The following is a 26,929-nucleotide window of genomic DNA, read 5'->3' as shown; positions in this document are numbered from 1 at the left end:
TATCATAATGAACGAAGACATACAATTTATATTAGACACTGCTAAAGAATCTATGGATAATGCCATAGCTCATTTAGAAAAACAACTAACAAATATTAGAGCAGGAAAAGCATCTCCTGCAATGCTTGGAAGTGTTATGGTAGATTATTACGGATCTCAAACTCCATTAAACCAAGTAGCAAATGTAAACACACCAGATGGAAGAACCATTACCGTTCAGCCTTGGGAAAAAAACATGCTACAAGAAATAGAACGTGCTATAATGATTGCCAATTTAGGTTTTAACCCTATGAATAACGGTGAAAGCATCATTATTAATGTACCGCCTTTAACTGAAGAACGAAGAAGAGATTTAGCAAAACAAGCAAAATCTGAAGCTGAAGATGCTAAAATAGGTATTAGAAATGCCAGAAGAGATGCCATGCACGATATTAAGAAATTAGATGATGCTTCTGAAGACCTTAAAGCTAATGCAGAAATTGACATACAACAAATGACAGATTCTTACGTTAAAAAAACAGATGACATTTTAAGTGTTAAAGAAAAAGAAATTATGACTGTTTAAATATAGAAAAAGCGACTTTAAAGTCGCTTTTTTTTAACAAACCTTCCCACTTACAAACTATATGTTAAAACAATGCTCTTTATTAATTTATATTCTTTGTTTTAATGTATTTTATGCACAATCTTCATTAAAAAACACTATTGAAGTAGCTAAAGATTCTGTTAAAAAAAAAGCTTTTGTTAAGCACTTAGGTAACGGGTATCTTCCCACTAAATATTTCAATTTTGATTTAAGGTATTTAATTAAATTTAACCAATACGAAGGTATTAGAACCGGAATTGGTGGTACTACAAACGATACGTTTTCTAAAAAGTTTAGAGTTAACGGCTACTCTGTTTACGGGTTTAGAGATGACCGTTTTAAGTTTGGTGTAGGTGCAGGACTTAAAATTGCTCAAAAAACCAATACGTGGTTAAACTTTTCTTATACCGATGACTTACAAGAAACTGGCAGTACAAAATTTTTAACAGACGGCAGGTTTTTTCAGTTTTTTGAACCCAGACTACTTAATATTGACCTGTTTCACAAACACATTACCAAAGCTGTTTCTGTAGATCATCAGCTTTTAAATTCGGTATCAACAAAAACAGAGTTTTCAATAAGCAGAATTCATCCAACTTATAATTATGTGTTTAATTCAGATAATGTGTCCCTTAGTAAGTTTCATGTAAGTATGGCTAAAATTGCTTTTCATTGGAGCCCGTTTAGTGAATTTACCTCCTCAGAAAACGAAACAAAAGAAACAAAATCTGGCTTTCCTAAATTCACATTACAATATTCAAAGAGTATTAAAAATGTGTTTAAAGGCAACTTTAATTTTTCTAAAATAGATTTTAGAACAGTACATAAATTTATTGTTGAAAAAGACAATTACACTGAAATAACTCTGGTGTCTGGAATTGCAAATGGCGACACCCCATTAACACACATGTACCACGCCTATCCTAACAATATTACTAAAGAAACTGTAATGCAACGATTTTCTGTTGCTGGACTAAATAGTTTTGAAACCATGTATTTTAATGAATTTTTTTCAGATAAGTTTACAACCCTTCAACTAAAACGTTTCTTTAAACCCTTTCATATTTCAAAACGGTTTAATCCTCAACTGGTACTTATTTCAAGATTTGCTATTGGAGATATGAAACAACCTGAAAAACATGAAAATATTACGTTTAAATCTTTAAAAAAAGGATATACAGAATCTGGTTTAGAAATAAATAAATTACTCTTTGGTTTTGGTTTAAGCTTTACTTATCGCTACGGAGCCTACTATTTGCCTGAATTTACAGATAATATAGCTTTAAAGTTCACATTTAACGTGACTTTATGATGTTATATAAGCGTTTTTTCTACCTTTGCGCTGCTTTATAAAAAGGTATGTTTAAACTGTTTAGCAAAGACTTTTGGGGTGTTACCGCAAGATTGATTTTACGCAATAAAATCATCATTCTTGTTGGTATTATTATAACTACGTATTTTTTTAGCCTACAGTGGGATAATATGCGTTTTACCTACACAGAGGCCAACCTATTACCAGATGATCATGAAGTAAACATTACCTACAATAATTTTTTAGAAACATTTGGTGAAGAAGGCAACCTTATTGTTCTTGGAGTAAAAGACAGTTCTTTATTTACAGTTAAAAAACTAAATGCTTGGAATAAGCTTTCTGAAACATTTAAAAATTATGATGAAGTAGAAACTGTTGTATCCATTAAAGATCTTCAAAAATTAGTTAAGGATACTAAAAATGAAAAGTTTAATTTAGAACCTTTTATTAAAGATTCTATTTCATCAATAACGCAAATTGAAAAACTTCAAGAAGAATTATTTCATAAATATCCCTTTTATGATAATTTCTTATTTAATAAAGAAACCAAAACGGTTAGAACCGCTATATATCTTAAAAAAGATATTGTAAACACTTCTGCTAGAAAAGATTTTGTAATAGATATCCTATCTAACAAAATCAAAACCTTTGAAGAAGCAAACAACCTAGATGTTAGGGTTTCTGGTATGCCTTACATTAGAACGCTTAATTCTCAAAATATTATTGACGAAATTAATCTCTTTGTAATTGCTGCATTATTAGTTACATCTATTATTTTCTTTTTCTTTTTCAGGTCATTCAGAGCCACATTTATTTCTCTTATTGTAGTTTGCATTGGTGTTATGTGGACTTTGGGAATTATTGGACTTCTTAACTACGAAATAACAGTTTTAACGGCTTTAATTCCTCCATTAATCATTGTTATAGGCATACCAAATTGTATCTTTTTAATTAATAAATACCAACATGAAGTAAAGTTACATGGTAATAAAGTAAAATCGTTACAGCGTGTTATCACTAAAATTGGTAATGCTACTTTAATGACCAATGTTACTACAGCTTCAGGGTTTGCAACCTTTATACTTACAGAAAGTAAACTACTAAAAGAATTTGGTGTAGTAGCCTCATTAAGTATTTTGGCTATTTTTATTTTGTGTTTATTAATAATTCCTATTATTTACACATTTTTACCTCACCCTAAAGACCGCCACTTAGAACATTTAAATAAACGTTGGATTGGTGGTTTTGTAAATTGGATGGAATGGATGGTAAAACATAAACGTATTGCTATTTATACCACCGCCGTATCACTACTTATAGTTAGTATTATTGGCATTTATCAAATAAAAATTTCTGGTAGTTTAGTTGAGGACATGCCCAAGGAAACAGAATTCTTTAAAGATATTAGGTTTTTTGAAGAAGAATTTAATGGCATTATGCCCTTAGAGTTTATGATAGACACCAAACGTAAAAAAGGTGTCATGAAACTATCTACACTCAAACGCATGAATGAGTTAGAAGATTTAATTATTGAAACACCAGAACTTTCAAAACCAATATCTGTAGTAAGCTTAGTTAAATATTCTAAACAAGCCTACTATAATGGTAACCCAAAATACTATCAGTTACCCACATCACAAGAAAACAGTTTTATTTTATCATACGCTAAAAACTCGTCTTCAAACGTAGATCTACTAAATAATTTTGTAGACAGTACGGGGCAATATGCCAGAATTACTACGTTTATGAAAGACATTGGCACCGATAAAATGGAGCGCATTGAAGAGAATATTCAAAATAAAATTAACAAAGTTTTTCCAAAAGAACGTTATAATGTAACCATGACTGGTAAGGCTCTTGTTTTTCAAAAAGGAACTAAATATTTAGTAAAAAACTTAGCCATTTCTTTATCATTAGCCATCTTTTTAATTTCTATATTTATGGCTTACATGTTTAGATCTGGTAGAATGATTGTAGTCTCATTAATACCTAACCTATTACCATTACTTGTAACCGCTGGTTTAATGGGGTATTTAGGAGTGCCAATAAAACCATCTACCATTTTAGTATTTAGTATTGCTTTTGGAATTTCGGTTGATGACACCATTCACTTTCTAGCAAAATACAGACAAGAATTACAAGCCAATAACTGGAAAATTAAAACCTCTGTTTATGGTGCTTTACGCGAAACAGGAGTAAGTATGTTTTACACATCTATAGTTTTATTTTTTGGCTTTTCAGTATTTACTATCTCTAGTTTTGGTGGCACTGTGGCTTTAGGGGCTCTTGTGTCTGCTACCTTATTATTTGCCATGTTATCTAATTTACTCTTGCTACCTTCATTATTACTCTCATTAGAGCGTAGTATTGCTAATAAAGAAGTACTAAGAGAGCCTGCTATAAATATTATTCCAGAAGAAGACGAAACAGAATAGCATTTCAATAAATAATGTTTTTTAAATTTTTAGTTATAGAATTTTAATTTTGGCCATTTTTAACTTGGAAGCCGAAAGGCTTTTTTTATATTTACATTCTAAATTTAGATAATAAATGCAGTCATATACCGTTTCAGAACTATTATCACAAGATATTGTCTTTCCTGAAGTAGAAGTAAAAGGTTGGGTTAGAACTTTTAGAGCTAACAGATTTATTGCTTTAAATGATGGCTCAACATTAAACAACATTCAATGTGTTGTAGATTTTGAAAAATTTGATGAATCAATTTTAAAACGCGTTACAACGGGTGCCGCCATACATGTAACCGGAGAACTAGTTGAGAGCCAAGGTAAAGGTCAAAAGGTTGAAATTCAAGTAAAAACACTTGAGATATTAGGAGATTCAGACCCTGAAACCTACCCTATTCAACCCAAAAAGCACACCTTTGAATTTTTAAGAGAAAACGCCCATTTACGCACCAGAACAAATACATTTAGTGCTGTAATGCGTTTACGCTCTTCGCTGTCATTTGCTATCCATAAATATTTCAATGAGCAAGGGTTTTATTATATGCACTCCCCAATTATTACAGGTAGTGATGCCGAAGGTGCTGGAGAAATGTTTAAAGTTACAAGTTTAGATATAAACAACTTACCAAAAAATGACGAGGGTAAAATAGATTATTCGCAAGATTTCTTTGGAAAAGAAACCAACTTAACGGTTTCTGGTCAATTAGAAGCAGAAACCTACGCCATGTCTTTGGGTAAAGTATATACTTTTGGTCCAACTTTTAGAGCTGAAAACTCAAATACATCTCGCCATTTAGCAGAATTTTGGATGATTGAACCCGAAGTAGCCTTTATGGATTTAGCTGGCAATATGGATTTAGCCGAAGATTTTCTTAAATACGTTATAAAATACATTTTAGAGAACAACAGTGATGATTTAGAGTTTTTAGACAAGCGTTTGCAAGATGAAGATAAAAGAAAACCGCAAGCCGAAAGAAACACCATGACGCTTACAGAAAAACTAAAGTTTGTTACAGATAACCACTTTAAACGCGTTAGCTATACCGAAGCCATTGATATATTACGTAATTGCAAACCTAATAAAAAAAAGAAATTCAAATATATTATTGATGATTGGGGCTCTGATTTGCAAAGTGAACACGAACGTTTTTTAGTTGAAAAACACTTTAAATGCCCTGTAATTCTTTTTGATTATCCTGCTAATATCAAAGCATTTTATATGCGCTTAAATGACGATGGTAAAACCGTACGAGCCATGGATATACTATTTCCTGGTATTGGTGAAATTGTTGGTGGCGCGCAACGTGAAGAACGTCTAGACATATTAAAAGAAAAAATGGCTGCCATTAATATTCCAGAAGAAGAACTTTGGTGGTACTTAGATTTACGTAAATTTGGTACTGCAGTACATTCTGGTTTTGGTCTAGGTTTTGAACGTTTAGTTATGTTTGTAACAGGCATGAGTAACATTAGAGACGTAATTCCTTACCCAAGAACGCCACAAAATGCAGAATTTTAGTATATTTTGGTAATGGTACAAGTATTGTAGTTAAAAGAATTTTTATACTTTTATCTTAAACCAAATCAAAATATGCTCAAACAACATTTACAGTTTAAATTATCACAAAAACTATCGCCGCAACAAATTCAATTAATGAAATTGATTCAGTTGCCTACACAAGCTTTTGAGCAAAGACTAAAACAAGAACTTGAAGAAAATCCGGCTCTAGAAGGAGGAAAAGAAGATAAAGATGATTTCGATTCTGAATTTGAAATTAACGACGATTATAACGATAGTGATACTATAAATGCTGAAGATATTAATGTTGATGAATATTTGAGTGATGACGAAATCCCAGATTATCGCACTCATGCCAATAACTATAGTAATGATGATGAAGAAAAAACCATGCCTTATGCAGCAGGAACATCATTTACTCAACACCTTATAAATCAACTAAACACTTACAGATTAACTGATGAAGAACGCGATATTGCCGAGTTTTTAGTTGGCAGTGTAGATGAAAGCGGATACATCCGTAGGTCGCTATCAGACATAATGGATGACTTAGCGTTTACTCAAAACGTTTACACTGAAGAATCTAAAATTGAAGAAGTGCTAAAAATAGTTCATCAATTAGACCCTGCAGGTGTAGGTGCCAGAAACCTACAAGAATGCCTAAGCATACAATTACACCGAAAAGAAAAAACTGCACAAGTAGCATTAGCAATTGATATTATTGATAAAGCTTTTGAACAGTTTACCAAAAAGCACTACAAAAAGTTAATTCAAAAATTTGACATTACTGAAAACCAATTAAGAGATGCTATTTCAGAAATTGAACATCTTAACCCAAAACCTGGAGGCTCTTATTCTGGTAATAATCGTATAATAGAACATATAGTTCCAGACTTTGCTATTAAAATTGTAGATGGAGAATTAGAACTCACACTTAATGGCAGAAATGCACCAGAGTTACACGTGTCTAGAGAATATAATAACATGCTAAAAGGTTATAAAGACTCTAAAGACAAATCAAAATCTCAAAAAGATGCTGTAATATTTATTAAGCAAAAGTTAGACGCTGCTAAATGGTTTATAGAAGCTATCAAACAACGTCAACAAACTCTTTTTGTAACTATGAGCGCTATTATGCATTACCAAAAAGAATATTTCTTAACAGGCGATGAGCGCAATTTAAAACCCATGATTCTTAAAGATATAGCAGATGAAATTAATATGGATGTATCTACCGTTTCAAGGGTTGCTAATAGTAAATATGTAGATACACCTTACGGAACTAAATTGATAAAAGAATTCTTTTCTGAATCAATGAAAAATGACCAAGGTGAAGACGTTTCAACAAGAGAAATAAAGAAAATTCTAGAAACAGTTATAGAAGAAGAAGACAAGAAAAAACCGCTAACTGATGAAACTCTTGCTGGCATTTTAAAAGAAAAAGGATATCCAATTGCCAGAAGAACAGTTGCTAAATATAGAGAGCAATTAGATATTCCTGTTGCTAGACTACGTAAAAAAATCTAATGAATCATATCCTAAGAAGTATTTCATTTATTTTTCACCCTCTATTTATGCCATTATTGGGGGTGATTTTTTACTTCTCAAAGTCGCCTAGGTTTATACCAAAAGAAGTTATTTGGGCTAAACTAGTATCTCTTTTTATACTTACTATTGTGCTTCCTGTACTACTTTATTTTTTACTAAAAACTTTAGGAAAAGTAAAGTCTGTTTATCTTGAAACCACAACAGAACGTATTTATCCGCTATTACTTAATTGTATTGTTATTTTAATAGTTATTCAAAGAATTTTAACACCAACCCAAATTATTGAACTATACTATTTCTTTATAGGAATTTTAATTTCAACCATAGTGTGTTTAACGCTTGCTATTTTTAAATTTAAAGCCAGCATACATATGATTGCCGTTTGTGGTGTATTTATGTTTTTTATTGTGTTAAGTATTCATTTTAGTATAAATATTAACGGTACATTAGCTTTAATGGCTATAGTAATGGGTGCCATTGCAACTTCAAGACTACACATGAACGCACACACTTACAAAGAAATAATAATGGGAGTTTTTATAGGCATCATTCCGCAGTTGATACTAGTGCCTTATTGGTTATAAAAAGTAAAACATTAGCCCAATTTTTATGGCATTCATGTCTAGATTTTCATCATTCATAATAGCGTCTTCAGAGAAAATAGGATTCAAACCGTAGTACAAGTATAAATTCCAAGTGTTATAACCAACGTTTAAAGTTAAACCATATTGAAAATCATTAAAATCTTCAATATCTGTAAATTTTATATTACCCAAATCCCCTTTATACTTAGCAGAATGTGTTAACATATAACCTACTTTAAAGCCCGTATAAATACGCCAAAAACTATATTCTGTTGGTGTTGAAGTTCGCCATCTAAATTCAAAAGGCACTTCTATTAAATGGCTAGAAAATTTATTTTTTGAATAACTATCAGAGTCTTCTAACAAAGTATATGTAACTACGTCATTAACCTTGTTAATACGTATATTTTGATTAAAGGAATTAGCTGAATAGCCAAGTCCCAGTCCTAAAGCTATATTTCTTCTTTTATTAATTGGAATATCTTTAATATACCCTAAATGAAACCCTAAAGAGAAACCACTTTGCGATACATCTGTGGGTTGCTTTCCCAATACATTGTAAGTTGTACCAGCATAAAATTGATCCTCTTTATATAGTGAATCTATGTCTTTTATATTTTGCTCTTGAGCTAAGACATTATTAAAGAAACCAGACAAAAGAAATATGAAAACTGAAAATAATCTCATTAAACAATTGATTAATTTACTAACACACAATTTTAATTAAAATTGTTCAGCTATAAAATAAAAAAGGCGCTTTGATTTTTCAAAACGCCTTTTTTATAAAATTAAGAATGTACAACTAATTTCTTCCAAATACACTTCCTTTTTTGGTAGTGTAATTTATTTTTAGCGCATTTACTTTACGTAACTCTTGCTTAATATCTCCAATTAATCCCATGTTTGCATCACTATCAACTTTTAAAGCTGTAGTTAAAAAAGGAACTAATTCTTCTCTTTTGGAAGCTCTTTCAGCTGCAATAAAAGCAGCAATTTCATTTACATTAGCAAGTTTATCATTTAACTGAATTCTTGCTTCTGTACCATACTGCTTAAAATTTTCGCTTGGTTTACCTGCATATATGTACATTACCAAATCCTTTTTATCAAGTTTTTCAACTTGATCTGCAAAAGGTAAGTTATTTTCAATCATTAAGGTGTTTTCCCTCATTACTGTGGCCACCATAAAAAAGAATAATAACATAAATACAATATCTGGTAAAGATGCTGTTGATATAGCTGGTAAAGCTCCGCTCTTTTTCTTTTTAAATTTAGACATAGTCTGTTCTATTAAATTATTGTACTTCTGAAAGCTTTTGAGGATAGTCTGCTTTAATTTTGTCTATCTTCTCCTTCAACCTATCTTTATTTCCTGGCCAATTAACATCTTTATAATTAGCTTGCATTTCTGTAAAAGACATTCCATATTGAGCCATAGCTCTCTTGTTACGCAACACATTGTAAGCCGCCACAAGTTCATTTTGAACTGCTATGTAGGTTTTATATGTTGTTTCTCTTTCGTTCTTTAAAGAAATAATAGCTTTATCAGGATTATCAGATGATTTTGGATCTTTTTTTCCTCCACAATAACTACAAGTTCCATCACCACCATTGTCTAAAAAATCAATGGCTGCTTGCCTTAAATCCTTAAGCTCCATTAATTCGTCCTCTACAAGCAATTGGTCTTTACCATTTAATAGCACAGTAAAGATGTTCTTTTGCTTAATAACTACATCCTCCTCAGACTCTTCCATTGGGGGTAATTTACGGTTAATACCAGAATCTACCTCAATAGTTGTTGTTACTAAGAAAAATATTAGTAGTAAGAACGCGATGTCGGCCATGGAGCCCGCATTTACTTCTGGTGCTGCTCTTTTTGCCATAATATTATTTATTAAATATTTTCTTAACCCCTGAGAAAGCCATTGAAGCTATAGCTAAAACTGCTAACACATAAAATGTGTATAAGCCTGCTCCTACTTTCTTTGATGTTGCCTCTGTAACATCTGCTCCTTTATCTGTAAACGGTTTTAAATCTAAATCTGTTCCAGATGACATAGCGTATGATATAAATACAATTGCTAAAAAGATACCAACAGTTAACAGGGTTTTCTTTATGTTTCCTGCGAATAGTCCTTTAATAACAAATATTACAACTAGCGCTACAACTAACCCAAGTACTACATAAGTAACATATAATATATTACCAGCTGTACCACGGGCACTTTCTTCATCTCCTGCTATAATCATTAGTGCAAAAATTGCGCCAATAATAGCAAGAGCGAAAGCTACTATTTTTAATACTTTATGTAAACCCATAATTTTTTATTATTATTTAATTATTACTTTTTGTGTCTAATTAATAAGTCCATTAATGTAATAGAGGCATCCTCCATATCATTAACTATACTATCAATCTTAGCAATAATGTAATTATAAAAAATTTGAAGTATAATAGCAACAATTAAACCAAATACAGTTGTTAAAAGTGCTACTTTAATACCACCAGCTACTAATGATGGTTGCATATCTCCAGCTGCTTCAATTTTATCGAAGGCTGCAATCATACCTATTACTGTACCCATGAATCCTAACATTGGCGCTAAGGCAATAAATAATGAAATCCAAGAAACGTTTTTCTCTAATTGTCCCATTTGAACACCACCATAAGATACGACAGCTTTTTCAGCAGCCTCTAAACCTTCGTCTGTTCTATCTAATCCTTGATAGAATATAGAAGCAATAGGTCCTTTTGTGTTTCTACAAACTTCTTTAGCTGCTTCAACGCCACCTGATGACAATGCATCTTCAACGTTTTGAGTTAATTTTTTTGTGTTTGTAGTTGAAAGGTTTAAAAAGATAATTCTCTCGATAGCAATTGCTAAACCTAGAATTAAACATAACAAAACGATTCCCATAAATCCAGGGCCACCTTCAATAAATCTCTTTTTTAATTCTTGATGAAATCCAAGTGTTTCTTCAGCAGGTGCTGCATCATCATCTTGAATTGTTGTTGCTACAGTTGTTGCTGTAGTTGTAGTTGCAATTGTAGTTGCATTAGCAGTTCCAAATGCCATCATTCCTGTAATGGCAAGGATAGAAAATAATCTTTTCATGTCTAGATCTTAATTTTATTTGTTAAAGTGTTAAAGATAAAAAAAAAAAGTAACTAATCAGATAAAAATAACAGCAGAGAGGAAGGGATTCGAACCCTCGATACCCTTTTGAGGTATACACACTTTCCAGGCGTGCGCCTTCGACCACTCGGCCACCTCTCTTTATAATATTTCAGTACTATTAATTACGGGGGATGAAATAACAAAAAAATCTTTAAACCTTAAAATTTTACACTGTTAATTTTACATCATTTCTCCTCTAATTGGCATTTCGTATAGGTTTTTAAAGTTTTCTTTAGAAATATCCTCTCCTAACAAGTACATTAACTTACAAACTGCAGCTTCTGTAGTAATATCTTTGCCCGAAATTACACCTATGCTTTTTAAGTTGCTACTGGTTTCATAATGCCCCATCATAACGCTACCTCCAGAGCACTGTGTTATATTTATAATGTGTATTCCTTTTGATATATTTTGTTCTAACAAATTAATAAACCATGATTCTGTGGTGCAATTTCCTGCTCCATAAGTTTCTAAAATAACCGCTTTTAAGTTTGGTGTATTAAATATGCTTTCTATAACATTTTTTGTAATTCCTGGAAACAATTTTATGAGTGCTATATTATTATTAAAGTTTTTATGAACTTTTAGCGCTTTATTAGCTTCAGGCTTAAATAAATATTTTTTATTGATTTTTAAATGCACCCCAGATTCTGCTAGCTCTCTATAGTTTGGTGAATCGAATGCTTGGAAATGCTCTGCATTTATTTTTGTAGTTCTGTTAGCCCTATATAATTTATATTCAAAATACAAACATACCTCTTGAATTACTGGTATGCCATTTTTTTGTAAAGATGCAACTTGTATAGATGTTATTAAATTTTCTTTAGCATCGGTTCTTAAATCTCCTATTGGTAATTGCGAACCTGTAAAAACTACTGGTTTTGATAAATTTTCTAACATAAAACTTATGGCCGAAGCTGTATAACTCATGGTATCACTTCCGTGAAGAATTACAAATCCGTCAAATTCGTTATAATTAGTTTCTACTAGTTCTGCTATTTGAACCCAATATTCTGGATTCATATTACTAGAGTCTATAGGTTCTTTAAAGGATACTGTATTAATGTTACAATCTAATAATTGTAACTCTGGTATTTTATTTAATAGTGAATTAAAGTTGAATGCTTTTAAAACGCCTGTTTTAAAATCTTTAACCATTCCAATAGTTCCGCCAGTATAAATAAGTAATATGTTGGGTTTAGAGTTACTCATTTTTTAAATTTTAAAAATGTCTTTTGAATTTTGAGTGGTAATATTTGCAATATCTTTTACTGGCAAATTATATATTTCTGATAGTTTATCTAACACCTTTAATATATATAGGCTTTCGTTTCGCTTTCCTCTGTATGGAACGGGCGCTAAATAGGGAGCATCGGTTTCTAAAACAATGTGTTTTAAATCAATTTCATTTAAAAACTTATCTATCTTCCCATTTTTAAATGTTGCAACCCCACCAATACCTAATTTCATATTATAGGAAAGGGCTTGATGCGCTTGTTCTAAAGTTCCTGTAAAGCAATGAAAAATTCCAAATAAATTATCATGTTTAACATCTTCTAATACTTCAAATATTTCATCAAAAGCTTCTCTACAATGTATTACTATGGGTAATTTGTAATGCTTAGCTAATGCTATTTGATGTTTAAAGGCTTCTATTTGAATTTGTAAGGTACTCTTATCCCAATATAAATCTATACCTATTTCGCCAACAGCATAAAATTTTCGGCTTGCAAGCATCGCTTCAACATGTTTTAACTCTTCTTTAAAATTTTCTTTTACGTGGGTTGGGTGTAAACCCATCATTAAAAACACATTGTTTGGGAAATCTTTTTCTAGTTGAAGCATTGCCTCTGTATAGGTTGAATCTATTGCAGGAATAAAAAACCTAGTTATATTTTCATCTATAGCACGCTGTATCATTTCATGCCTATCATCATCAAAGGCTTCGCTATATAAATGGGTGTGTGTATCTGTTATAATCATGCTGTAAAAATAAAAAAGTCATCTGTTTAATGATGACTTTCTTAATATAACTTTAATCTAGTTTCTTTATTAGTTTTTGTGCCTTGTTGTAATTATTGGCGTCTTCTGGCAGTGTTTTTAAAATTCCTAATGATGCCTTATAATCTTTTTGCTTTAGTTTACTTAAACCTAAATGCCAAATAGCATCATTTTTAAAAGCAGAATCTTCTTTTGAAAGTTTTTCTAATAAGGTATCGGCTTCATTAAATTTATCTAATTCTATTAAAGCTATACCTTTATAAAGTTGAAATTCTTTGTTTGTAGCATCTTGTTTTAAAAGTTGGCTAAAGGCCTCTTCTGCTTTAGTAAAATCTTTAGTATTAAAAGCGTTTTCAGCAGTTTTTAATAATGCATCTTGTGAGCCTCTAACGGTTAAACTAATGGTTTCATAAGTATTATAATCACTAAAACTTGGGTTTGATAATTGATTGAATGTAAATAACCCAATAAATAGAAGAACACAGGCTGCAATAGCATATTTATAAAACTGAAACACTTTTGGTTTTTGCTTTTGTTTTAATAGTGTTTCTTCTTTATTAAAGTGCTTATCTGAAATCTTTTTTATGTTCTCTTTAAATGCTTCTGAAGCTGCTTTGTTTTCAAACTTATTTTCTAAAAAAGAAGACAACTCTTTATAGGTGTTGAAGGCTTGATTAAATTCTGGTTCGGTTTGTAATCGTAATTCAAAATCTGCCTTTTCTTCTTTAGATAATTCTTCAGATAAATAGGATTCAAATAATATGTAGTTTTGATCTTCCATGACAATTAATTATTAAGCTGGTTAAATTTAGGTGATCCTTGAACCATTTTTGTTAATTTACCAATGCATAAAGATTTCTTTTTTCTAGCATAGGCATAGGTTACACCTAAACTTTTTGCTACTTCTTCCATAGATTTTATTTTAAAAGTAGCGGTTAATAAATCTTTACAAGCTTTTCCTAGTTTATTAAACATTTCTGAAAAAAGAGCTTGTTTTTCGCTAAAAACTGATGTTTCAAAAGCTAGTTCTTGAGCCTCGTCATTTTTAGATAATACTTCCTCATTAATTGTTACCTCTTTATTTGAAGATTTTTTTAACTCATTAAGCCATTTGCGTTTACATAACAAAAAAAAATACGCATCAAAAGGGCACGTAAGCTGTAGTTTTTTTTGACTTGCTTGATTGTAAATAGCTATGAGCGTTTCTTGAATTACGTCTTGAGCTTCATCTGCACTTCCACTATTCTGCTTTATATAATTAACCACTTTGGAGGCAAACTTATCATAAATAGATTGAATTATAAATGCGTTGTTTTTTAACAATCCATCTATGTATTTCTGGTCTTCGTGAATTTTTTTTTCGCTCATTACCCCTTGTATTTGCTACTAAAGTAAAAAAAGTTTGAAATAAAAGGGTAACAAATTTTAAATGGTTTTGATATAAGGGTGTAACAGTCAAAAATTAAGACGAAACAAAAATTAATTAATCCATAAAAAATTTAGAAATCATGAAAAAATCAATTTTAATTATCGGAACCGTAGTATTATCAATATTAAACTTAAATGCTACAAATGAAAACAAGACCCTTAACACTTTAAATGAAGTTATTGAAATTACAAAAAACAACATTGCTCAAGTTTTTGAGTGGAAGGTTGAAACTACAAAAAGCACCTACTCTGGAACCTCTTTATCTCTAGAACAAGCTAAAGAAATGATTGCCTTAGCAACCTCTGGTGAAGTTGTAACCTCAAAAGAAATTAAAAGTTATTTTGTTCTAAAATCTGAAGTTAATACCAGCAACAAAAGAAACTATTTCTGGGAAGTTGAAACCGTATCTGGTACTGCAAGAGGATATTCTTCATCTGAAGCATACGCAAATAAAATGATAGCATTAGTAGCCTCTGGCGATGCTATTGTAAACAAAATAATCATCAGCCAACCTCAACAATAATGTCACACTGAGCACAGTCGAAGTGAAAAAAAAACAAAAAACAGGGTAACAAAATAGTTGCCCTGTTTATATAAACATGAATAACAATTAAAAACAAATCTATTATGAACACTTTAAAGAACATTTTCGGACTTTTATTAATGACAACTTTAATCTTTACAAGTTGTACAAAATCAGACGATGGCGAAAACCCAATTTTTGAAGGACCATCACAAGAAGAATTCAACGCGCTTTTTGAAGACGCTTTAAACAACAATACACAAACGTTTCAGTTTAACGCAGAAGACGGTTGGATAAACCTAACCTCAGATAACGGTGTATCTATAGGAATTAACAGTAGTTGTTTAACACTTAACGGAAATCCAGTAACAGGTGAAGTAGACTTAGAATATGTTGAACTTTTTGACAAAGGTTCTATGCTTACAACTAACAAACCTACTATGGGAGTTATGCCTAACGGAGACAAAGCTCTGTTAATTTCTGGTGGCGAATTTTATATTGAAGCTACACAAAACGGAACGCCTTTAGATATTTCTTGCGACATCCAATTAGGTATTCCTGGAGATTTAACAGGAGGTATAGATAACGATATGATTTTATGGACTGGCACTATAGATGAAGACGGTAACCTTGCTTGGGAAGAAGACAAACGAGACAACCCTAATGGAGAAAACGGTATTTTCTTTGAAGGAAACCAATATTACGCTTTTGTTGGCGACTTTGGCTGGACTAACGTAGATAAATTTTATAACGACCCAAGAGAAAAAACAACTATTTTAGTAGATGCGCCTGAAGGTTATGACAACACAAACTGTGCTATTTATTTATCATACGATGGAGAAGATAGCGGATTAGCTAACCTTGATACTTACGATTCTAATACAGGTTTATTTAGCGAACATTACGGACAAATTCCCATTGGTTTAGAATGTCATGTAATTTTTGTAACCGAAGAAAACAATAACTGGAAATACGCCATAAAAGGTGTAACCATAGCAGAAAATAAAACCATTACTTTTACCGAAGATGAAACCAGTGTTGTTACAGAAACTCAATTAATAAACATAATTAACAATCTGCCATAAACATAGCTTTTTTAAACCTACTTTAAATGGTTTCCCAAATTATTAACCTATTTATTAAAAGCCAGAAATGTAAAATTTCTGGCTTTTTTGTTTTTAATGGGTAACAAAAAACAACCTTAGTGTATATAGTATTAAACAACCTTTTTAAGGCATGAAAAAAAGTATTTCTATATTGGCTGTTATACTAATAATAATGATTGTGATAACAATTATTGCCAATATAGTAATGATTTTAATTTACTAATAATGTTTAAAAAACATATTACTTATAGTCTTTGTATATTTAAACACCTAAACATTTTTGTTATGCCTAAAATATTACTTTATTTTCTGGTTTTTACTTTTTCTATTTTTGGTTTTTCTCAACAAACTAAAGAAACCGATAGCTTAACAAGAACCGCCACTATAAAAAATATCACTAATAGTAATGTAGTTACATTTACACCAGAAACACCAGAGTTAACCCAAATTGCTGGTGCGCCTAAAGCCTTTTATACGTACCATTGGGAATTTGGTGATGGCCATTACAGCAAAGAAAAAAATCCTAAGCATACCTATAAAAATAAAGGCGAATATGAAGTAAAACTTTGGGCAACTAATAATTATGATAACGGAAAACCACCTACTACACGCCCCAAAAAAATAGCCATTAGCAATGTAACTGAAGATTATGAAGATATTGCCTCTATGACTGAAGACTTTACATTAAAACGAAACAGAGAGCCTGTTCCAGACCAAGAAATGGTAGTTATTTTAAGTTATAAAAACACAAAAGAATATATTACAAAGGGTAAAATATATTTGTTTTACAATGAACTTAAATACAAAAATGACAACTTTGAATTAATTGAAACCAGAACTCATCATAACGAAAAAGATATTTCCAATAGCAGTTTTGCTTACACATATAATATAGATAATGAAAACATCTATTTAGCCTCTTCTAATAATGATATTATAGAAAGTGCTTTAACACTGCAAGATTCTACCGAAAAAATGAATTTACCTTTAACCATTCAAGAATCTCAAAGCATATACAAAGACTGGAGTTTATTAGAGTTTGAGAATATGCAACCAAACGAAGAGCGCAATATATTTTTCAGCTTAAAAACCACCCCAGAAATGGTAAAAGATACTAGTGCTATAATTTCAGTACGTGGTATTTATGTTCCAGATTCTAATTATGACAATCATAAGGTTAAAGACATGGAAATGGAAATTGTAACCTCACATGACCCAAATAAAATGTCTTCTAACGGTACGTTTATGAACTACAGACTTGTTCGCTTTAAAACTCTAAAGTATAAAATAAAGTTTCAAAATAATGGCGAAGGACCCGCAAGAACTATACGCTTGGAAACTGATATTCCTGATATGTTGGATAAATCGACTCTAGAAGTAATCGACATGTACCCTAAATGTGATATTTGTCCTAAAAAAGAAGTTCTGTATAGTTGCTTAGATACTACTTTTACAGACAAACAAGCTATTTTCACCTTTAAAAATATTTACTTACCAGGTAGCGAACAGAAAAACGTAAAAGAGTATGATTCTACAAAAGGTTTTGTAAAGTATAAAATAAAATTTGCTAAAGATTTTCATAAAAAGAAAACAAAAAGCAGAACAGCCATAATATTTGATAAAAATGAACCTATAATTACCAACTACTCTACCACACGCTTTTTACCTGGTATTTCTGTTGGTGCTAAAGTAGGTTATAATTCGTTTGAAAACCTAAACAATTCTGAAAGCTATTTTGTAGGCGCTACCATTTCTCCTTACAAGTCTTATCGTTGGTATTGGCAGGTAGAACTTATGAATAATTTTCATTCTTACGATGCCAACACCAATGTTACCGATGAAATTATTGATGACCCCCAAGGGTTTAGATTTAGGCAACGTACCACCACAGATGCTAGTTATGAAAACATAGATTGGGATATACCAATTCTTTTACGATATAACGTAAATAATTATATTGGGCTTGGTGCTGGTTTACAAAACACCATTTCGGTTAGCGAAAAACAAAACCAAAATGTTTTAATTGAACAATTTGAAGGCACAGACCCCGATGCTCCTATAATGAACAGCACAAAAGAACAAAACTCACTTTCAAACTCATTTACAAATTTAAGAACAGGGCTTTTATTTGAAGCCACCGCAGGTTTTGCTAGAATTGGTCCTAGTCTTGGCGCTCGTTATATTATGAGTTTTGAAAATGATTTTAACTATTGGCAATTCTATGCCATTTGGAAATTCTAGTGCCTAAGGCACATTTGGCATTTCACTCTTGCGTATAAATATTAATGAAAAAATTACTTTACTTTTTAGTCTTCATCCATGGCTTTTGCTTTTCACAAGAACTTGAAGAACAAATTTACCTAGCTGCAGAAACATTTATAGCCAACCCAAATGAGGCTTCATTACAAATTTTAAACAAACAAGAACTAAGGTTTAAATCTCAAGTAAAAACTAAAGATGAACAATTAGCTTTAGTGTTTTTACAAAGCCATAAAGGGTACTACTTACAAAATCATTCTAACTTAAAAGAAGCCATTACAACTTTTGAAGATGCTGTAAAACGTTTCAATAATAACAACTTATCAAAACTATCAGATTTTGATATTATTGAGAGCTGCCTAATTCCTTTAGGTAACCTATACACAAAAACTGGCAACTTTACCAATGCAGAAAGCATCATTAAACAATATACTTATCTGGCAAAAAAAAAGAATTTGCCCAAACATGAAATTAGCGGTGCTATAAATTTATCGCAACTGTATTACACCTTAGGAAAACATGAAACAGTTATAAAACTCACTTCAGACTTTATTAACAATCCTAATATTAGCAAAAGCCAAAAACAAAAATTAATTAACCTTAAAAACGAAAGCCAAATTGCTCTTGGAACTATTTCTGAAAAGGCAACTTTAAACAACAAACTTTATTATAAAATAGCCCTTCAAAACGCTAATTACTCTCAAGCACTTTTAGAGTTTAAAAAGTTTAAAAAACAACAATTAGCAATTAAAAACTTATCTAAAAGAGAAATAGCACAAATTTATATTGAAGAAGCACAAATTTACCATGTAAACAACCAAAATACAGCTGCTTTAAAGAGTCTTGAAATGGCGCTACAATCACTTATTCCTAATACAAATTTTAAAAGTTTACCAAAAAAAGAACTGCTTTATGCCGAAAATAAATTTATTGACATTTTTGATCTTTATTCAAACATTGAAACCACTCCTGAATTAGCCTTAAAAAGTTATGATTTAAGCTTTCATGTATCTCATTTACTAAAAAACACATGGACCACACAGGAAGCTAAAATTTTAAATGAAACCAATAATAGAATTAGGAGTGAAAAATGTATTAATCTGCTTTTTGATACTTTTAACAACACTCAAAACGACTCTCTTTTATTTAAAGCTTTTGAATATTCTGAAAACAGTAAAGTATTCACTTTAAAAGAAATGTTTTTAAAAAAGCAACGTCTAGAAAAACACCCAACAGACAGCCTATTAAATAAAGAATACAATCTTTTAAAGCAACAAGAACTTATTACCAGTAAACTTATTATTGAACAGTTAGAAAACAATAGCCCTACAGAAATAAATAATTTAAGCAAGCAATTAAGCGAGATAAGCCTAAAAATTAAGTCGCTACAAATACCTATATCTAAAAAGTATCCAGCATTAGAAAATCCAATTCCAACACAAAACTTACAGAATAAATTACTAAAAGACAATGCCGTTTTAGTTGAATATTTTTATGGTAAACAAGCTATTTATCAATTTGTAATTTCTAGTACCAGCATCACATTAAACAAATTAACTGAAACCGATAATGCAAAAAAAGCAATTACTAATTACATTCATCTTTTTGATGATGCAACCAAAATTAATAACAATGTTTCTAATTATACACTGCAGGCATTTAATCTTTATCAATTACTAAATTTTAAAGAAGTTTCGGCATACAAAAATGTTATTGTTATTCCAGACGGGTTACTCAACTTTATGCCATTTGAAACGCTTTTAAATTCTAAAACCACTACAACATCTTTCTCTAAAATGCCCTTTGTTGTTAAGTTTCAAAACATAGCTTATAACTCTAGTGCGTTTTTCTATTTAAACAATAGCCAAATCAAAACCAATAATAAACTATTGGGCATATTTCCTGTTTTTAACAATTCTACCAAACACCTTTCTTTTTCTTTACAAGAAGCCAATGCTATTAAAAAAGAAATAAATTCTGAAATGTTAATAAATGATAACGCTAGTAAAACCAACTTTATAAAAAAGGCTAAAAATTATAATATTTTACATTTATCAACCCACGCCAGTAGTGGTAATTTTGTTGAGCCTGCTAGTATAGATTTTTACAATGAAAAGCTATATGTAAATGAGTTATACAGCCTTAACCTTAATAGTAATTTAGTAGTTTTAAGTGCCTGCGAAACTGGTGTTGGCAAACTTTTTAAAGCAGAAGGTGCTATGAGTATTGCTAGAGGTTTTCAATATGCTGGAGCTAAAAACTTACTGTTTACGTTATGGCAGATAAACGATTTGTCTACCTCTCAAATTATGCAATCATTTTATAAAAATTATAGTAATACACAATCGGCTTATTACTCTAACCAAACATGCAAATTAGAGTATTTAGAAAACCCATCTATTAGCAATGCAAAAAAATCACCTTATTATTGGGGAGCTTTTGTGTATTATGGTGAATCATCACAACCCATATCTAAACCATATTTATTGTACGGAATAATTTTAGGGTTTATCCTTCTTATTATATTACTTTTACGTTTTAAACTTAAATAAGTGTCATGGAAAAATCTCTACAAGAATTTTTATTAGACAAAGGTTATACTAAAATAAAATTACACCTTACCAAGACCAACCATTTTGAAATTAAAGCCTCTATTAACGGTAATCGCGGGCGTTTTATTTTAGACACTGGAGCATCTAGTTCTTGTGTTGGGTTTGAAGCTGTAGATACTTTTAATTTAAAAGCCGAAGATTCTGTTATTAAAGCTGCAGGGGCAGGCGCTATTGACATGGACACTAAAATGTCTAAAAAAAATAAAGTTAAAATAGGAAAATGGCGTCATAATAAAGTTGTTTTAGTACTTTTTAATTTAACGCATGTTAATACTGCCTTAATGAATCATAACTCTAAGCCTGTAGATGGTATAATTGGTGCAGATATTTTAAAAAAAGGTAAAGCCGTAATAGATTATCAAAAGAAATATTTATATTTAAAATTATAAATCTACCTTTGATAGATTATTAATAATTAATAGCAACATACTCCTCTCTAAAATAAATGAATACTACGATAGTAATCGCAGACGATCACCCTTTAATGCTAAGGGGTTTAACTGATTTTTTAACCTCTAAAGGGTTTAATATTGTTGGTAGTGCTACAGACGGAAAATCTGCCTACAATTTAATTGTGAAATTAAAACCTGAAATTGCCATTCTAGATATAAGAATGCCTTATAAAACAGGTTTAGAAATAGCCGAAGACTGCCAGAAAAACAACTTATCTACAAAAATTATTTTAATCACTTTTGATAAAGAAGAAGAAATTTATGACCAAGCAAAAGCTTTTAATGTTTATGGTTATATTTTAAAAGAATTTGCTATTGAAGAAATTGAAACCTGTATTGAAAATGTTGTAAACAACAAACCTTATTTTAGTGAAGAAATAGCCTCACACCTAAATTCTAGTCCTGTAGATAGCCATTTAGAAGCCATTGAACTTTTAACAAAAGCTGAATTAAAAATAGTAAAACTTATTTCTGAAAATAAAACCAGTAATGATATTGCCGAAGAACTATCAATATCTGTAAGAACAGTTGATAAGCATAGAAGTAATATAGTTGCTAAACTAGGCTTAGACAATAAACCTACTTCGCTATCAATTTGGGCCAATTTAAATAAAGATCATTTAAAAAATACGTAGAAGTGCGTATTTTTTTTAACGCTATTACAACTTACCTTTACAGTGCTATTAATTAGTTCTTAGGGAGAATTAAGAAAGCTCTAGTATTGTAATGATCTAGAGCTTTCGCTTTTTATATACTTTCCATTTCCTCCTTTACAAATAAAAATACGTAGAAGTGCTTATTTTATAATTAAAGCCTGTATTATAATTTTACACTCGCTATTAAGCTATTTATAATTCTTTTTTAGAGAGATTAGAATTATTAAATTAAACTCTGCATCACTTAGGTGCAGAGTTTTCCCCAAATCTAATTTAAAGTTAAATTATCATGGAAAAAAGAAATAAGATTCTTGATAAGTGCTGTATAATTGGGCTAACAATAATTATTATCATTGTAATTTCTATTAATATTTTTATTTGTTTTAGTTAGTTAGATAATGATAAGAAAAAAGGGGGTGTAAACTTAGTTTACACCCCCTTTTTTCTTTTATATAATTGGTCTTTTATAGCTCTAATGATTTTTTAACATCACTATTCATTAAAATTTCAATAGGATTTTCTAAAGCTTCTTTAACAGCTACTAAAAAACCAACGCTTTCTTTACCATCAATTATTCTATGGTCATATGATAATGCAACGTACATAATTGGTCTAATTTCAACTTTACCATCAACTGCAACAGGACGCTCTACAATATTGTGCATTCCTAAAATACCACTTTGTGGAGGGTTAATAATTGGTGTAGATAACATACTCCCAAATACACCTCCGTTGGTAATTGTAAAAGTACCACCTGTCATTTCATCAACAGTTATTTGTCCTTCTCTTGCACGAATAGCTAATCGTTTTACCTCAGACTCTACACCTCTAAAACTTAAGTTTTCTGCATTTCTAATTACTGGCACCATAAGTCCTTTTGGGCCTGAAACAGCAATACTTATGTCACAAAAATCATAAGAAATCATTTCTTTACCATCAATCATAGAATTTACAGCAGGATACATTTTTAATGCCCGAACTACTGCTAATGTAAAGAAACTCATAAACCCTAAACTAACACCATGTTTAGCTTTAAAGGTTTCCTTATACTCACTTCTTAAAGCAAAAATTGGAGACATGTCAACCTCATTAAATGTGGTTAACATAGCTGTTGTATTTTTAGCTTCTACTAAACGTTCTGCCACTTTACGGCGTAACATAGACATTTTACTTCTTGAAGTGCCCCGGCTACCACCTGTTGGTGTTCCCATTGAAGGTACCGCTTTAATAGCATCTTCTTTAGTAACTCTTCCATCTTTACCAGTTCCTTTAACAACTGATGCCTCTATACCTTTTTCAGCCAAAATCTTTTTTGCAGCAGGACTAGCACTACCTGTAGCATAAGTAGCTGTTTGTGTAGCAGGTGCTGAAGGTGTTTCTTTTTTTGGAGCTTCTTCTTTAACAGCCTCTTTAGCAGGCGCATCTCCTTCTGGCTTTTCAGCGCTTGTATCTATATGACATACTACTGCGCCTACAGCAACAGCATCTCCTTCTTCAGCTTTTAAGGTAATAGTACCACTTGCTTCTGCTGGAAGCTCAAGAGTTGCCTTATCACTATCTACTTCTGCAATAGCTTGGTCTTTTTCTACGTAATCACCATCTTCTACTAACCAAGTAGCTATTTCTACTTCTGTGATAGACTCTCCTGGTGATGGTACTTTCATTTCTAAAATCATCTGTAATAATTTTAATTATAATTTTTCTTTTTTTATTTTAAATACTGAAAACGTTTTCTAGAACTTTGCGCTGTCTTGCTTTATCTCTAGCGCTAGAACCTGGTGCAGGAACTGAGTTATAATTTCTAGTACAAGGTTCTAACTTAACCAAATCTAATCGTTGTGCTATAAAACTCCATGCTCCCATGTTTCTTGGTTCTTCTTGAGCCCAAATGTATTTTTCAACATTAGGATATTTATCAATAATTTGTTGAATCTTTTCTATATGTAGAGGGAATAGTTGTTCTATTCTCACTATAGCTACATCATCTCTATTTAAAGTTTCACGCTCAGTTAATAGTTCATAATAGAATTTACCTGTACAGAAAACTAATTTTTTAACCTTATCTGGGTTTATAGTATCATCTATAACTTCTTGAAATTCTCCGTTAGCTAATTCTTTAATTGAAGAAACTGCCTTTGGATGTCTTAATAAACTTTTTGGTGTAAAAACAATTAGCGGCTTTCTAAAATCACGTTTCATTTGCCGGCGTAGTAAATGGAAAAAGTTTGCAGGCGTAGTACAGTCTGCAACTACCATATTATCATTTGCGCAAAGTTGTAAATAACGCTCCATTCTTGCAGAAGAATGCTCAGACCCTTGCCCCTCATAACCGTGAGGCAACAGTACTACAACACCGTTTTGTACTTTCCATTTATCTTCGGCTGCAGATAAATATTGGTCGAATATAATTTGTGCTCCGTTACTAAAATCTCCAAACTGTGCTTCCCAAATAGTTAATGTGTTTGGGTTAGCCATGGCGTACCCGTAATCGAACCCTAATACACCATATTCTGAAAGGAACGAATTGTAGATATACATTTCGCCTTTATTATTGGGATTTGTATTTAATAGGTTGATACGTTCTTCTGAAATTTCATCACGTAAAATGGCATGACGATGACTAAAAGTACCGCGCTCAACATCTTGCCCAGAAATTCTAACATTAAATCCTTCTTCTAATAAACTTCCATAAGCTAAAGTTTCTGCCATTCCCCAATCTAGGGTATCGGTTTCAAAAACCATCTTTTGGCGCCCTTGTAAAATTCGTTCTGCTTTACGCAAAAACTTAACACCTTCTGGTACTGTTGAAACTACTTTTGAAATAGACTTTAAATTATTTTCTGGGTATTTTGTTTCTGTTGGTTCTAGCATTGCATCTAAGCCTCTGCGCTTAAAATTTGCCCAACGCTCTTGCATAAACTCCCTTACTTTAGAGGATTCTGCCTCTTTGGCCTTTTCATACTCACTTTCAAGCGTGTCCTTAAACTCACTTACTATACTATCTATATAAGCTTTGTCTACTGTTCCTTCAGCAATAAGTTTATCTGAATATATTTTGAAAGGATTAGGGTGTTTTGCTATATTTTTATACAGTTTAGGTTGCGTAAATCTAGGTTCGTCTCCTTCGTTATGACCATATTTTCTGTAACCTAGTAAATCTATATACACATCCTTTTTAAAACGCATTCTGTAATCTAATGCCATTTCTATTGCATGTACAACAGCTTCTGCATCATCTGCATTAACGTGCATTACAGGAGACAATGTTACTTTGGCAACATCTGTACAATAGGTACTAGAACGGGCATCTAAATAGTTAGTTGTAAACCCTATTTGATTATTTACAACAATATGAATGGTTCCGCCAGTTTTGTAACCGTTTAACTGACTCATTTGAGCTACTTCATAAGCTATTCCTTGACCCGCAATGGCAGCATCTCCATGAACTATAATAGGTAGAATTTTAGAATCATCACCACCGTAATCACTATCTATTTTTGCTCTTGTAATACCTTCTACAACAGGACCAACGGTTTCTAAATGTGATGGATTTGGCACCAAATTCATCTTAATAGTTTTACCGTTTTGATAAGTTTTGTCTAATGTTAAACCTAAGTGATATTTTACATCTCCATCAATATCTTGATCTTCAAAATCTTTTCCTTCAAACTCACTAAATAATTCATTTAATGGCTTTCTAAAAATATTAACTAAGGTACTTAAACGCCCACGATGTGCCATTCCTAATACGGTTTCTTTAACTCCGTATTTTTCTACAGCATTGTAAAGGGTATTACTTATGGCTGGTATTAGTGTTTCTCCTCCTTCTAGAGAAAAACGTTTTTGCCCAACGTATTTAGTTTGTAAAAAGTTCTCAAAATTAACTGCCTGATTAAGTTTAGAAAGAATATATTTTTTAGTATCTGCAGAATACGTAGGGTGATTATCATTTAAGTTAAGCTTTTCTTGCCACCACTTAATAACCTCGGGATTACGCAAATACATATATTCTACACCAATTGTATCACAATAAGTTAACTCAAGGTGTTTTACAATTTCTCTTAAAGGCTGCGCCTCTAAACCAAGAATTTCTCCGGCATTAAAAACGGTATCTAAATCGTTTTCGGAAAGACCAAAATTTTTTAATTCTAAGGTTGGGGTATAGGTGCGTCTTTCTCTTACGGGGTTTGTTTTTGTAAACAAATGCCCTCGCATTCTGTACCCATCAATAAGTTTAACTACTTGAAATTCTTTTTGTAGATGTTCTGGCATTTGAGCCGATACACCTTCAACAATTTCACCATCTAACCCATAGTTTTCACTACCAAAATCGTATCCTTGAAAAAAGGCTCTCCAACTAGGTTCTACACTATCAGGGTTTTGCAAATATTGCTCGTACAAATCAGCAAAATACGCTGTATGTGCTGCGTTTAAAAAGGAAAATTTATCCATTATTCTATCCTATTCTCTTCTTGAAAAAACATTCTTCAAAAATACAACTTTTATAAAAATTATATGTTTCTAATCAAAGAATTATAACGCTTGCATTAACTTTTAGCAAATACTTTTTTTAAAATGTTAATTTGTTAGTGATTTTTAAGATTTTAAGAGTTTTTTTATTAATCACTAAATATTAATAATAACAACACCCATAATTTTATTAAATTTTAACATTATTAATAAATCTAGAAATTAAAA

General features: G+C 31.3%; 23 protein-coding genes and 1 tRNA gene. 12 read left to right on the top strand and 12 right to left on the bottom strand.

Annotated features, from left to right (window positions below; translation table 11 throughout):
- Nucleotides 1-7: 7 nt before the first annotated feature.
- From frr to J1D01_RS01900, 6 genes are all read left to right on the top strand, one after another.
- Complete coding sequence (frr, locus tag J1D01_RS01925; protein WP_421149639.1) at nt 8-565, top strand: ribosome recycling factor; 558 nt, start codon at nt 8-10, stop codon at nt 563-565.
- Between the two features lie 61 nt (nt 566-626).
- Complete coding sequence (locus J1D01_RS01920; protein WP_421149638.1) at nt 627-1,898, top strand: DUF5686 family protein; 1,272 nt, start codon at nt 627-629, stop codon at nt 1,896-1,898.
- Nucleotides 1,899-1,945: 47 nt separating this feature from the next.
- Complete coding sequence (locus J1D01_RS01915; protein ID WP_421149637.1) at nt 1,946-4,333, top strand: efflux RND transporter permease subunit; 2,388 nt, start codon at nt 1,946-1,948, stop codon at nt 4,331-4,333.
- A 115-nt stretch (nt 4,334-4,448) separates the two neighbouring features.
- Nucleotides 4,449-5,882: an asparagine--tRNA ligase gene (asnS, locus tag J1D01_RS01910; protein WP_421149636.1), complete on the top strand. Its 1,434-nt coding sequence runs from the start codon at nt 4,449-4,451 to the stop codon at nt 5,880-5,882.
- A 72-nt stretch (nt 5,883-5,954) separates the two neighbouring features.
- Entirely contained in the window at nt 5,955-7,409 is a 1,455-nt protein-coding gene (gene rpoN / locus J1D01_RS01905; RefSeq protein WP_372937374.1) for an RNA polymerase factor sigma-54, read from the top strand.
- On the top strand, nt 7,409-8,014 hold the full coding sequence (locus J1D01_RS01900; RefSeq protein WP_372937373.1) for a hypothetical protein: 606 nt from the start codon (nt 7,409-7,411) through the stop codon (nt 8,012-8,014). The genes rpoN and J1D01_RS01900 overlap by 1 nt, the downstream gene beginning before the upstream one ends.
- Here J1D01_RS01900 and J1D01_RS01895 read toward each other — a convergent pair.
- The 10 genes from J1D01_RS01895 to J1D01_RS01850 all read right to left on the bottom strand — a co-directional run bounded on the left by J1D01_RS01895 (nt 8,009) and on the right by J1D01_RS01850 (nt 14,562).
- On the bottom strand, nt 8,009-8,701 hold the full coding sequence (locus tag J1D01_RS01895) for a porin family protein (RefSeq protein ID WP_421149635.1): 693 nt from the start codon (nt 8,699-8,701) through the stop codon (nt 8,009-8,011). The genes J1D01_RS01900 and J1D01_RS01895 overlap by 6 nt on opposite strands.
- Nucleotides 8,702-8,816: 115 nt before the next feature.
- On the bottom strand, nt 8,817-9,293 hold the full coding sequence (locus tag J1D01_RS01890; protein ID WP_076699206.1) for an ExbD/TolR family protein: 477 nt from the start codon (nt 9,291-9,293) through the stop codon (nt 8,817-8,819).
- Between the two features lie 16 nt (nt 9,294-9,309).
- Nucleotides 9,310-9,897: an ExbD/TolR family protein gene (locus J1D01_RS01885; RefSeq protein WP_372937371.1), complete on the bottom strand. Its 588-nt coding sequence runs from the start codon at nt 9,895-9,897 to the stop codon at nt 9,310-9,312.
- A 4-nt stretch (nt 9,898-9,901) separates the two neighbouring features.
- On the bottom strand, nt 9,902-10,333 hold the full coding sequence (locus J1D01_RS01880; protein WP_372937370.1) for a hypothetical protein: 432 nt from the start codon (nt 10,331-10,333) through the stop codon (nt 9,902-9,904).
- 23 nt (nt 10,334-10,356) lie between these two features.
- Entirely contained in the window at nt 10,357-11,130 is a 774-nt protein-coding gene (locus J1D01_RS01875) for a MotA/TolQ/ExbB proton channel family protein (RefSeq protein ID WP_372937369.1), read from the bottom strand.
- A 74-nt stretch (nt 11,131-11,204) separates the two neighbouring features.
- Nucleotides 11,205-11,292 (bottom strand) — tRNA-Ser (locus J1D01_RS01870).
- An 81-nt stretch (nt 11,293-11,373) separates the two neighbouring features.
- The gene (locus J1D01_RS01865; protein WP_421149634.1) at nt 11,374-12,405 is read right to left on the bottom strand and encodes an asparaginase; all 1,032 of its coding nucleotides are present in this window, start codon (nt 12,403-12,405) and stop codon (nt 11,374-11,376) included.
- Nucleotides 12,406-12,408: 3 nt separating this feature from the next.
- A complete protein-coding gene (locus J1D01_RS01860) occupies nt 12,409-13,176 on the bottom strand; it encodes a TatD family hydrolase (protein WP_421149633.1) in 768 nt (255 codons plus the stop codon).
- 52 nt (nt 13,177-13,228) lie between these two features.
- On the bottom strand, nt 13,229-13,975 hold the full coding sequence (locus J1D01_RS01855) for a tetratricopeptide repeat protein (RefSeq protein ID WP_421149632.1): 747 nt from the start codon (nt 13,973-13,975) through the stop codon (nt 13,229-13,231).
- A gap of 5 nt (nt 13,976-13,980) precedes the next feature.
- Complete coding sequence (locus tag J1D01_RS01850; RefSeq protein ID WP_421149631.1) at nt 13,981-14,562, bottom strand: RNA polymerase sigma factor; 582 nt, start codon at nt 14,560-14,562, stop codon at nt 13,981-13,983.
- Between the two features lie 140 nt (nt 14,563-14,702).
- Between J1D01_RS01850 and J1D01_RS01845 the strand changes: the two genes are divergently transcribed.
- From J1D01_RS01845 to J1D01_RS01820, 6 genes are all read left to right on the top strand, one after another.
- Nucleotides 14,703-15,146: a hypothetical protein gene (locus tag J1D01_RS01845; protein WP_372937002.1), complete on the top strand. Its 444-nt coding sequence runs from the start codon at nt 14,703-14,705 to the stop codon at nt 15,144-15,146.
- A gap of 104 nt (nt 15,147-15,250) precedes the next feature.
- Nucleotides 15,251-16,231 carry a hypothetical protein gene (locus tag J1D01_RS01840; RefSeq protein ID WP_421149630.1) on the top strand — a complete coding sequence of 327 codons (981 nt, stop codon included), beginning with the start codon at nt 15,251-15,253 and terminating at the stop codon, nt 16,229-16,231.
- Between the two features lie 306 nt (nt 16,232-16,537).
- Nucleotides 16,538-18,493, top strand: coding sequence for a PKD domain-containing protein (locus J1D01_RS01835; RefSeq protein WP_421149629.1), 1,956 nt, complete (start codon nt 16,538-16,540; stop codon nt 18,491-18,493).
- Nucleotides 18,494-18,537: 44 nt separating this feature from the next.
- The gene (locus J1D01_RS01830; RefSeq protein ID WP_421149628.1) at nt 18,538-21,063 is read left to right on the top strand and encodes a CHAT domain-containing protein; all 2,526 of its coding nucleotides are present in this window, start codon (nt 18,538-18,540) and stop codon (nt 21,061-21,063) included.
- A gap of 5 nt (nt 21,064-21,068) precedes the next feature.
- The gene (locus tag J1D01_RS01825) at nt 21,069-21,512 is read left to right on the top strand and encodes a retropepsin-like aspartic protease family protein (protein WP_076699188.1); all 444 of its coding nucleotides are present in this window, start codon (nt 21,069-21,071) and stop codon (nt 21,510-21,512) included.
- A 56-nt stretch (nt 21,513-21,568) separates the two neighbouring features.
- Nucleotides 21,569-22,210 (top strand): response regulator, encoded by a 642-nt coding sequence (locus J1D01_RS01820; RefSeq protein ID WP_421149627.1) that lies wholly within the window; start codon nt 21,569-21,571, stop codon nt 22,208-22,210.
- A 485-nt stretch (nt 22,211-22,695) separates the two neighbouring features.
- Here the strand turns inward: J1D01_RS01820 and odhB are convergent, their stop codons facing one another.
- Nucleotides 22,696-23,907: a 2-oxoglutarate dehydrogenase complex dihydrolipoyllysine-residue succinyltransferase gene (gene odhB / locus J1D01_RS01815; RefSeq protein ID WP_421149626.1), complete on the bottom strand. Its 1,212-nt coding sequence runs from the start codon at nt 23,905-23,907 to the stop codon at nt 22,696-22,698.
- Nucleotides 23,908-23,944: 37 nt separating this feature from the next.
- The gene (locus J1D01_RS01810; protein ID WP_421149625.1) at nt 23,945-26,683 is read right to left on the bottom strand and encodes a 2-oxoglutarate dehydrogenase E1 component; all 2,739 of its coding nucleotides are present in this window, start codon (nt 26,681-26,683) and stop codon (nt 23,945-23,947) included.
- Nucleotides 26,684-26,929: the final 246 nt, after the last annotated feature.

Origin of the sequence: Seonamhaeicola sp. NFXS20 (genome assembly GCF_049132085.1) — a bacterium.
GTDB lineage: Bacteria > Bacteroidota > Bacteroidia > Flavobacteriales > Flavobacteriaceae > Seonamhaeicola.
The sequence above is the reverse complement of the archived record's forward strand: the minus strand, read 5'-3'. Positions and strand labels throughout refer to the sequence as shown.

Coding starts and splice junctions, on each gene's coding strand:
- asnS (WP_421149636.1), top strand. CDS start 4,449: ATGCAGTCATATACCGTTTCAGAACTATTATCACAAGATATTGTCTTT.
- J1D01_RS01860 (WP_421149633.1), bottom strand. CDS start 13,176: ATGATTATAACAGATACACACACCCATTTATATAGCGAAGCCTTTGAT.
- frr (WP_421149639.1), top strand. CDS start 8: ATGAACGAAGACATACAATTTATATTAGACACTGCTAAAGAATCTATG.
- J1D01_RS01850 (WP_421149631.1), bottom strand. CDS start 14,562: ATGAGCGAAAAAAAAATTCACGAAGACCAGAAATACATAGATGGATTG.
- J1D01_RS01865 (WP_421149634.1), bottom strand. CDS start 12,405: ATGAGTAACTCTAAACCCAACATATTACTTATTTATACTGGCGGAACT.
- J1D01_RS01920 (WP_421149638.1), top strand. CDS start 627: ATGTTAAAACAATGCTCTTTATTAATTTATATTCTTTGTTTTAATGTA.
- J1D01_RS01825 (WP_076699188.1), top strand. CDS start 21,069: ATGGAAAAATCTCTACAAGAATTTTTATTAGACAAAGGTTATACTAAA.
- J1D01_RS01915 (WP_421149637.1), top strand. CDS start 1,946: ATGTTTAAACTGTTTAGCAAAGACTTTTGGGGTGTTACCGCAAGATTG.
- J1D01_RS01845 (WP_372937002.1), top strand. CDS start 14,703: ATGAAAAAATCAATTTTAATTATCGGAACCGTAGTATTATCAATATTA.
- J1D01_RS01810 (WP_421149625.1), bottom strand. CDS start 26,683: ATGGATAAATTTTCCTTTTTAAACGCAGCACATACAGCGTATTTTGCT.
- J1D01_RS01880 (WP_372937370.1), bottom strand. CDS start 10,333: ATGGGTTTACATAAAGTATTAAAAATAGTAGCTTTCGCTCTTGCTATT.
- J1D01_RS01835 (WP_421149629.1), top strand. CDS start 16,538: ATGCCTAAAATATTACTTTATTTTCTGGTTTTTACTTTTTCTATTTTT.
- J1D01_RS01875 (WP_372937369.1), bottom strand. CDS start 11,130: ATGAAAAGATTATTTTCTATCCTTGCCATTACAGGAATGATGGCATTT.
- J1D01_RS01885 (WP_372937371.1), bottom strand. CDS start 9,897: ATGGCAAAAAGAGCAGCACCAGAAGTAAATGCGGGCTCCATGGCCGAC.
- J1D01_RS01900 (WP_372937373.1), top strand. CDS start 7,409: ATGAATCATATCCTAAGAAGTATTTCATTTATTTTTCACCCTCTATTT.
- J1D01_RS01895 (WP_421149635.1), bottom strand. CDS start 8,701: ATGAGATTATTTTCAGTTTTCATATTTCTTTTGTCTGGTTTCTTTAAT.
- J1D01_RS01820 (WP_421149627.1), top strand. CDS start 21,569: ATGAATACTACGATAGTAATCGCAGACGATCACCCTTTAATGCTAAGG.
- J1D01_RS01890 (WP_076699206.1), bottom strand. CDS start 9,293: ATGTCTAAATTTAAAAAGAAAAAGAGCGGAGCTTTACCAGCTATATCA.
- rpoN (WP_372937374.1), top strand. CDS start 5,955: ATGCTCAAACAACATTTACAGTTTAAATTATCACAAAAACTATCGCCG.
- J1D01_RS01830 (WP_421149628.1), top strand. CDS start 18,538: ATGAAAAAATTACTTTACTTTTTAGTCTTCATCCATGGCTTTTGCTTT.
- odhB (WP_421149626.1), bottom strand. CDS start 23,907: ATGATTTTAGAAATGAAAGTACCATCACCAGGAGAGTCTATCACAGAA.
- J1D01_RS01855 (WP_421149632.1), bottom strand. CDS start 13,975: ATGGAAGATCAAAACTACATATTATTTGAATCCTATTTATCTGAAGAA.
- J1D01_RS01840 (WP_421149630.1), top strand. CDS start 15,251: ATGAACACTTTAAAGAACATTTTCGGACTTTTATTAATGACAACTTTA.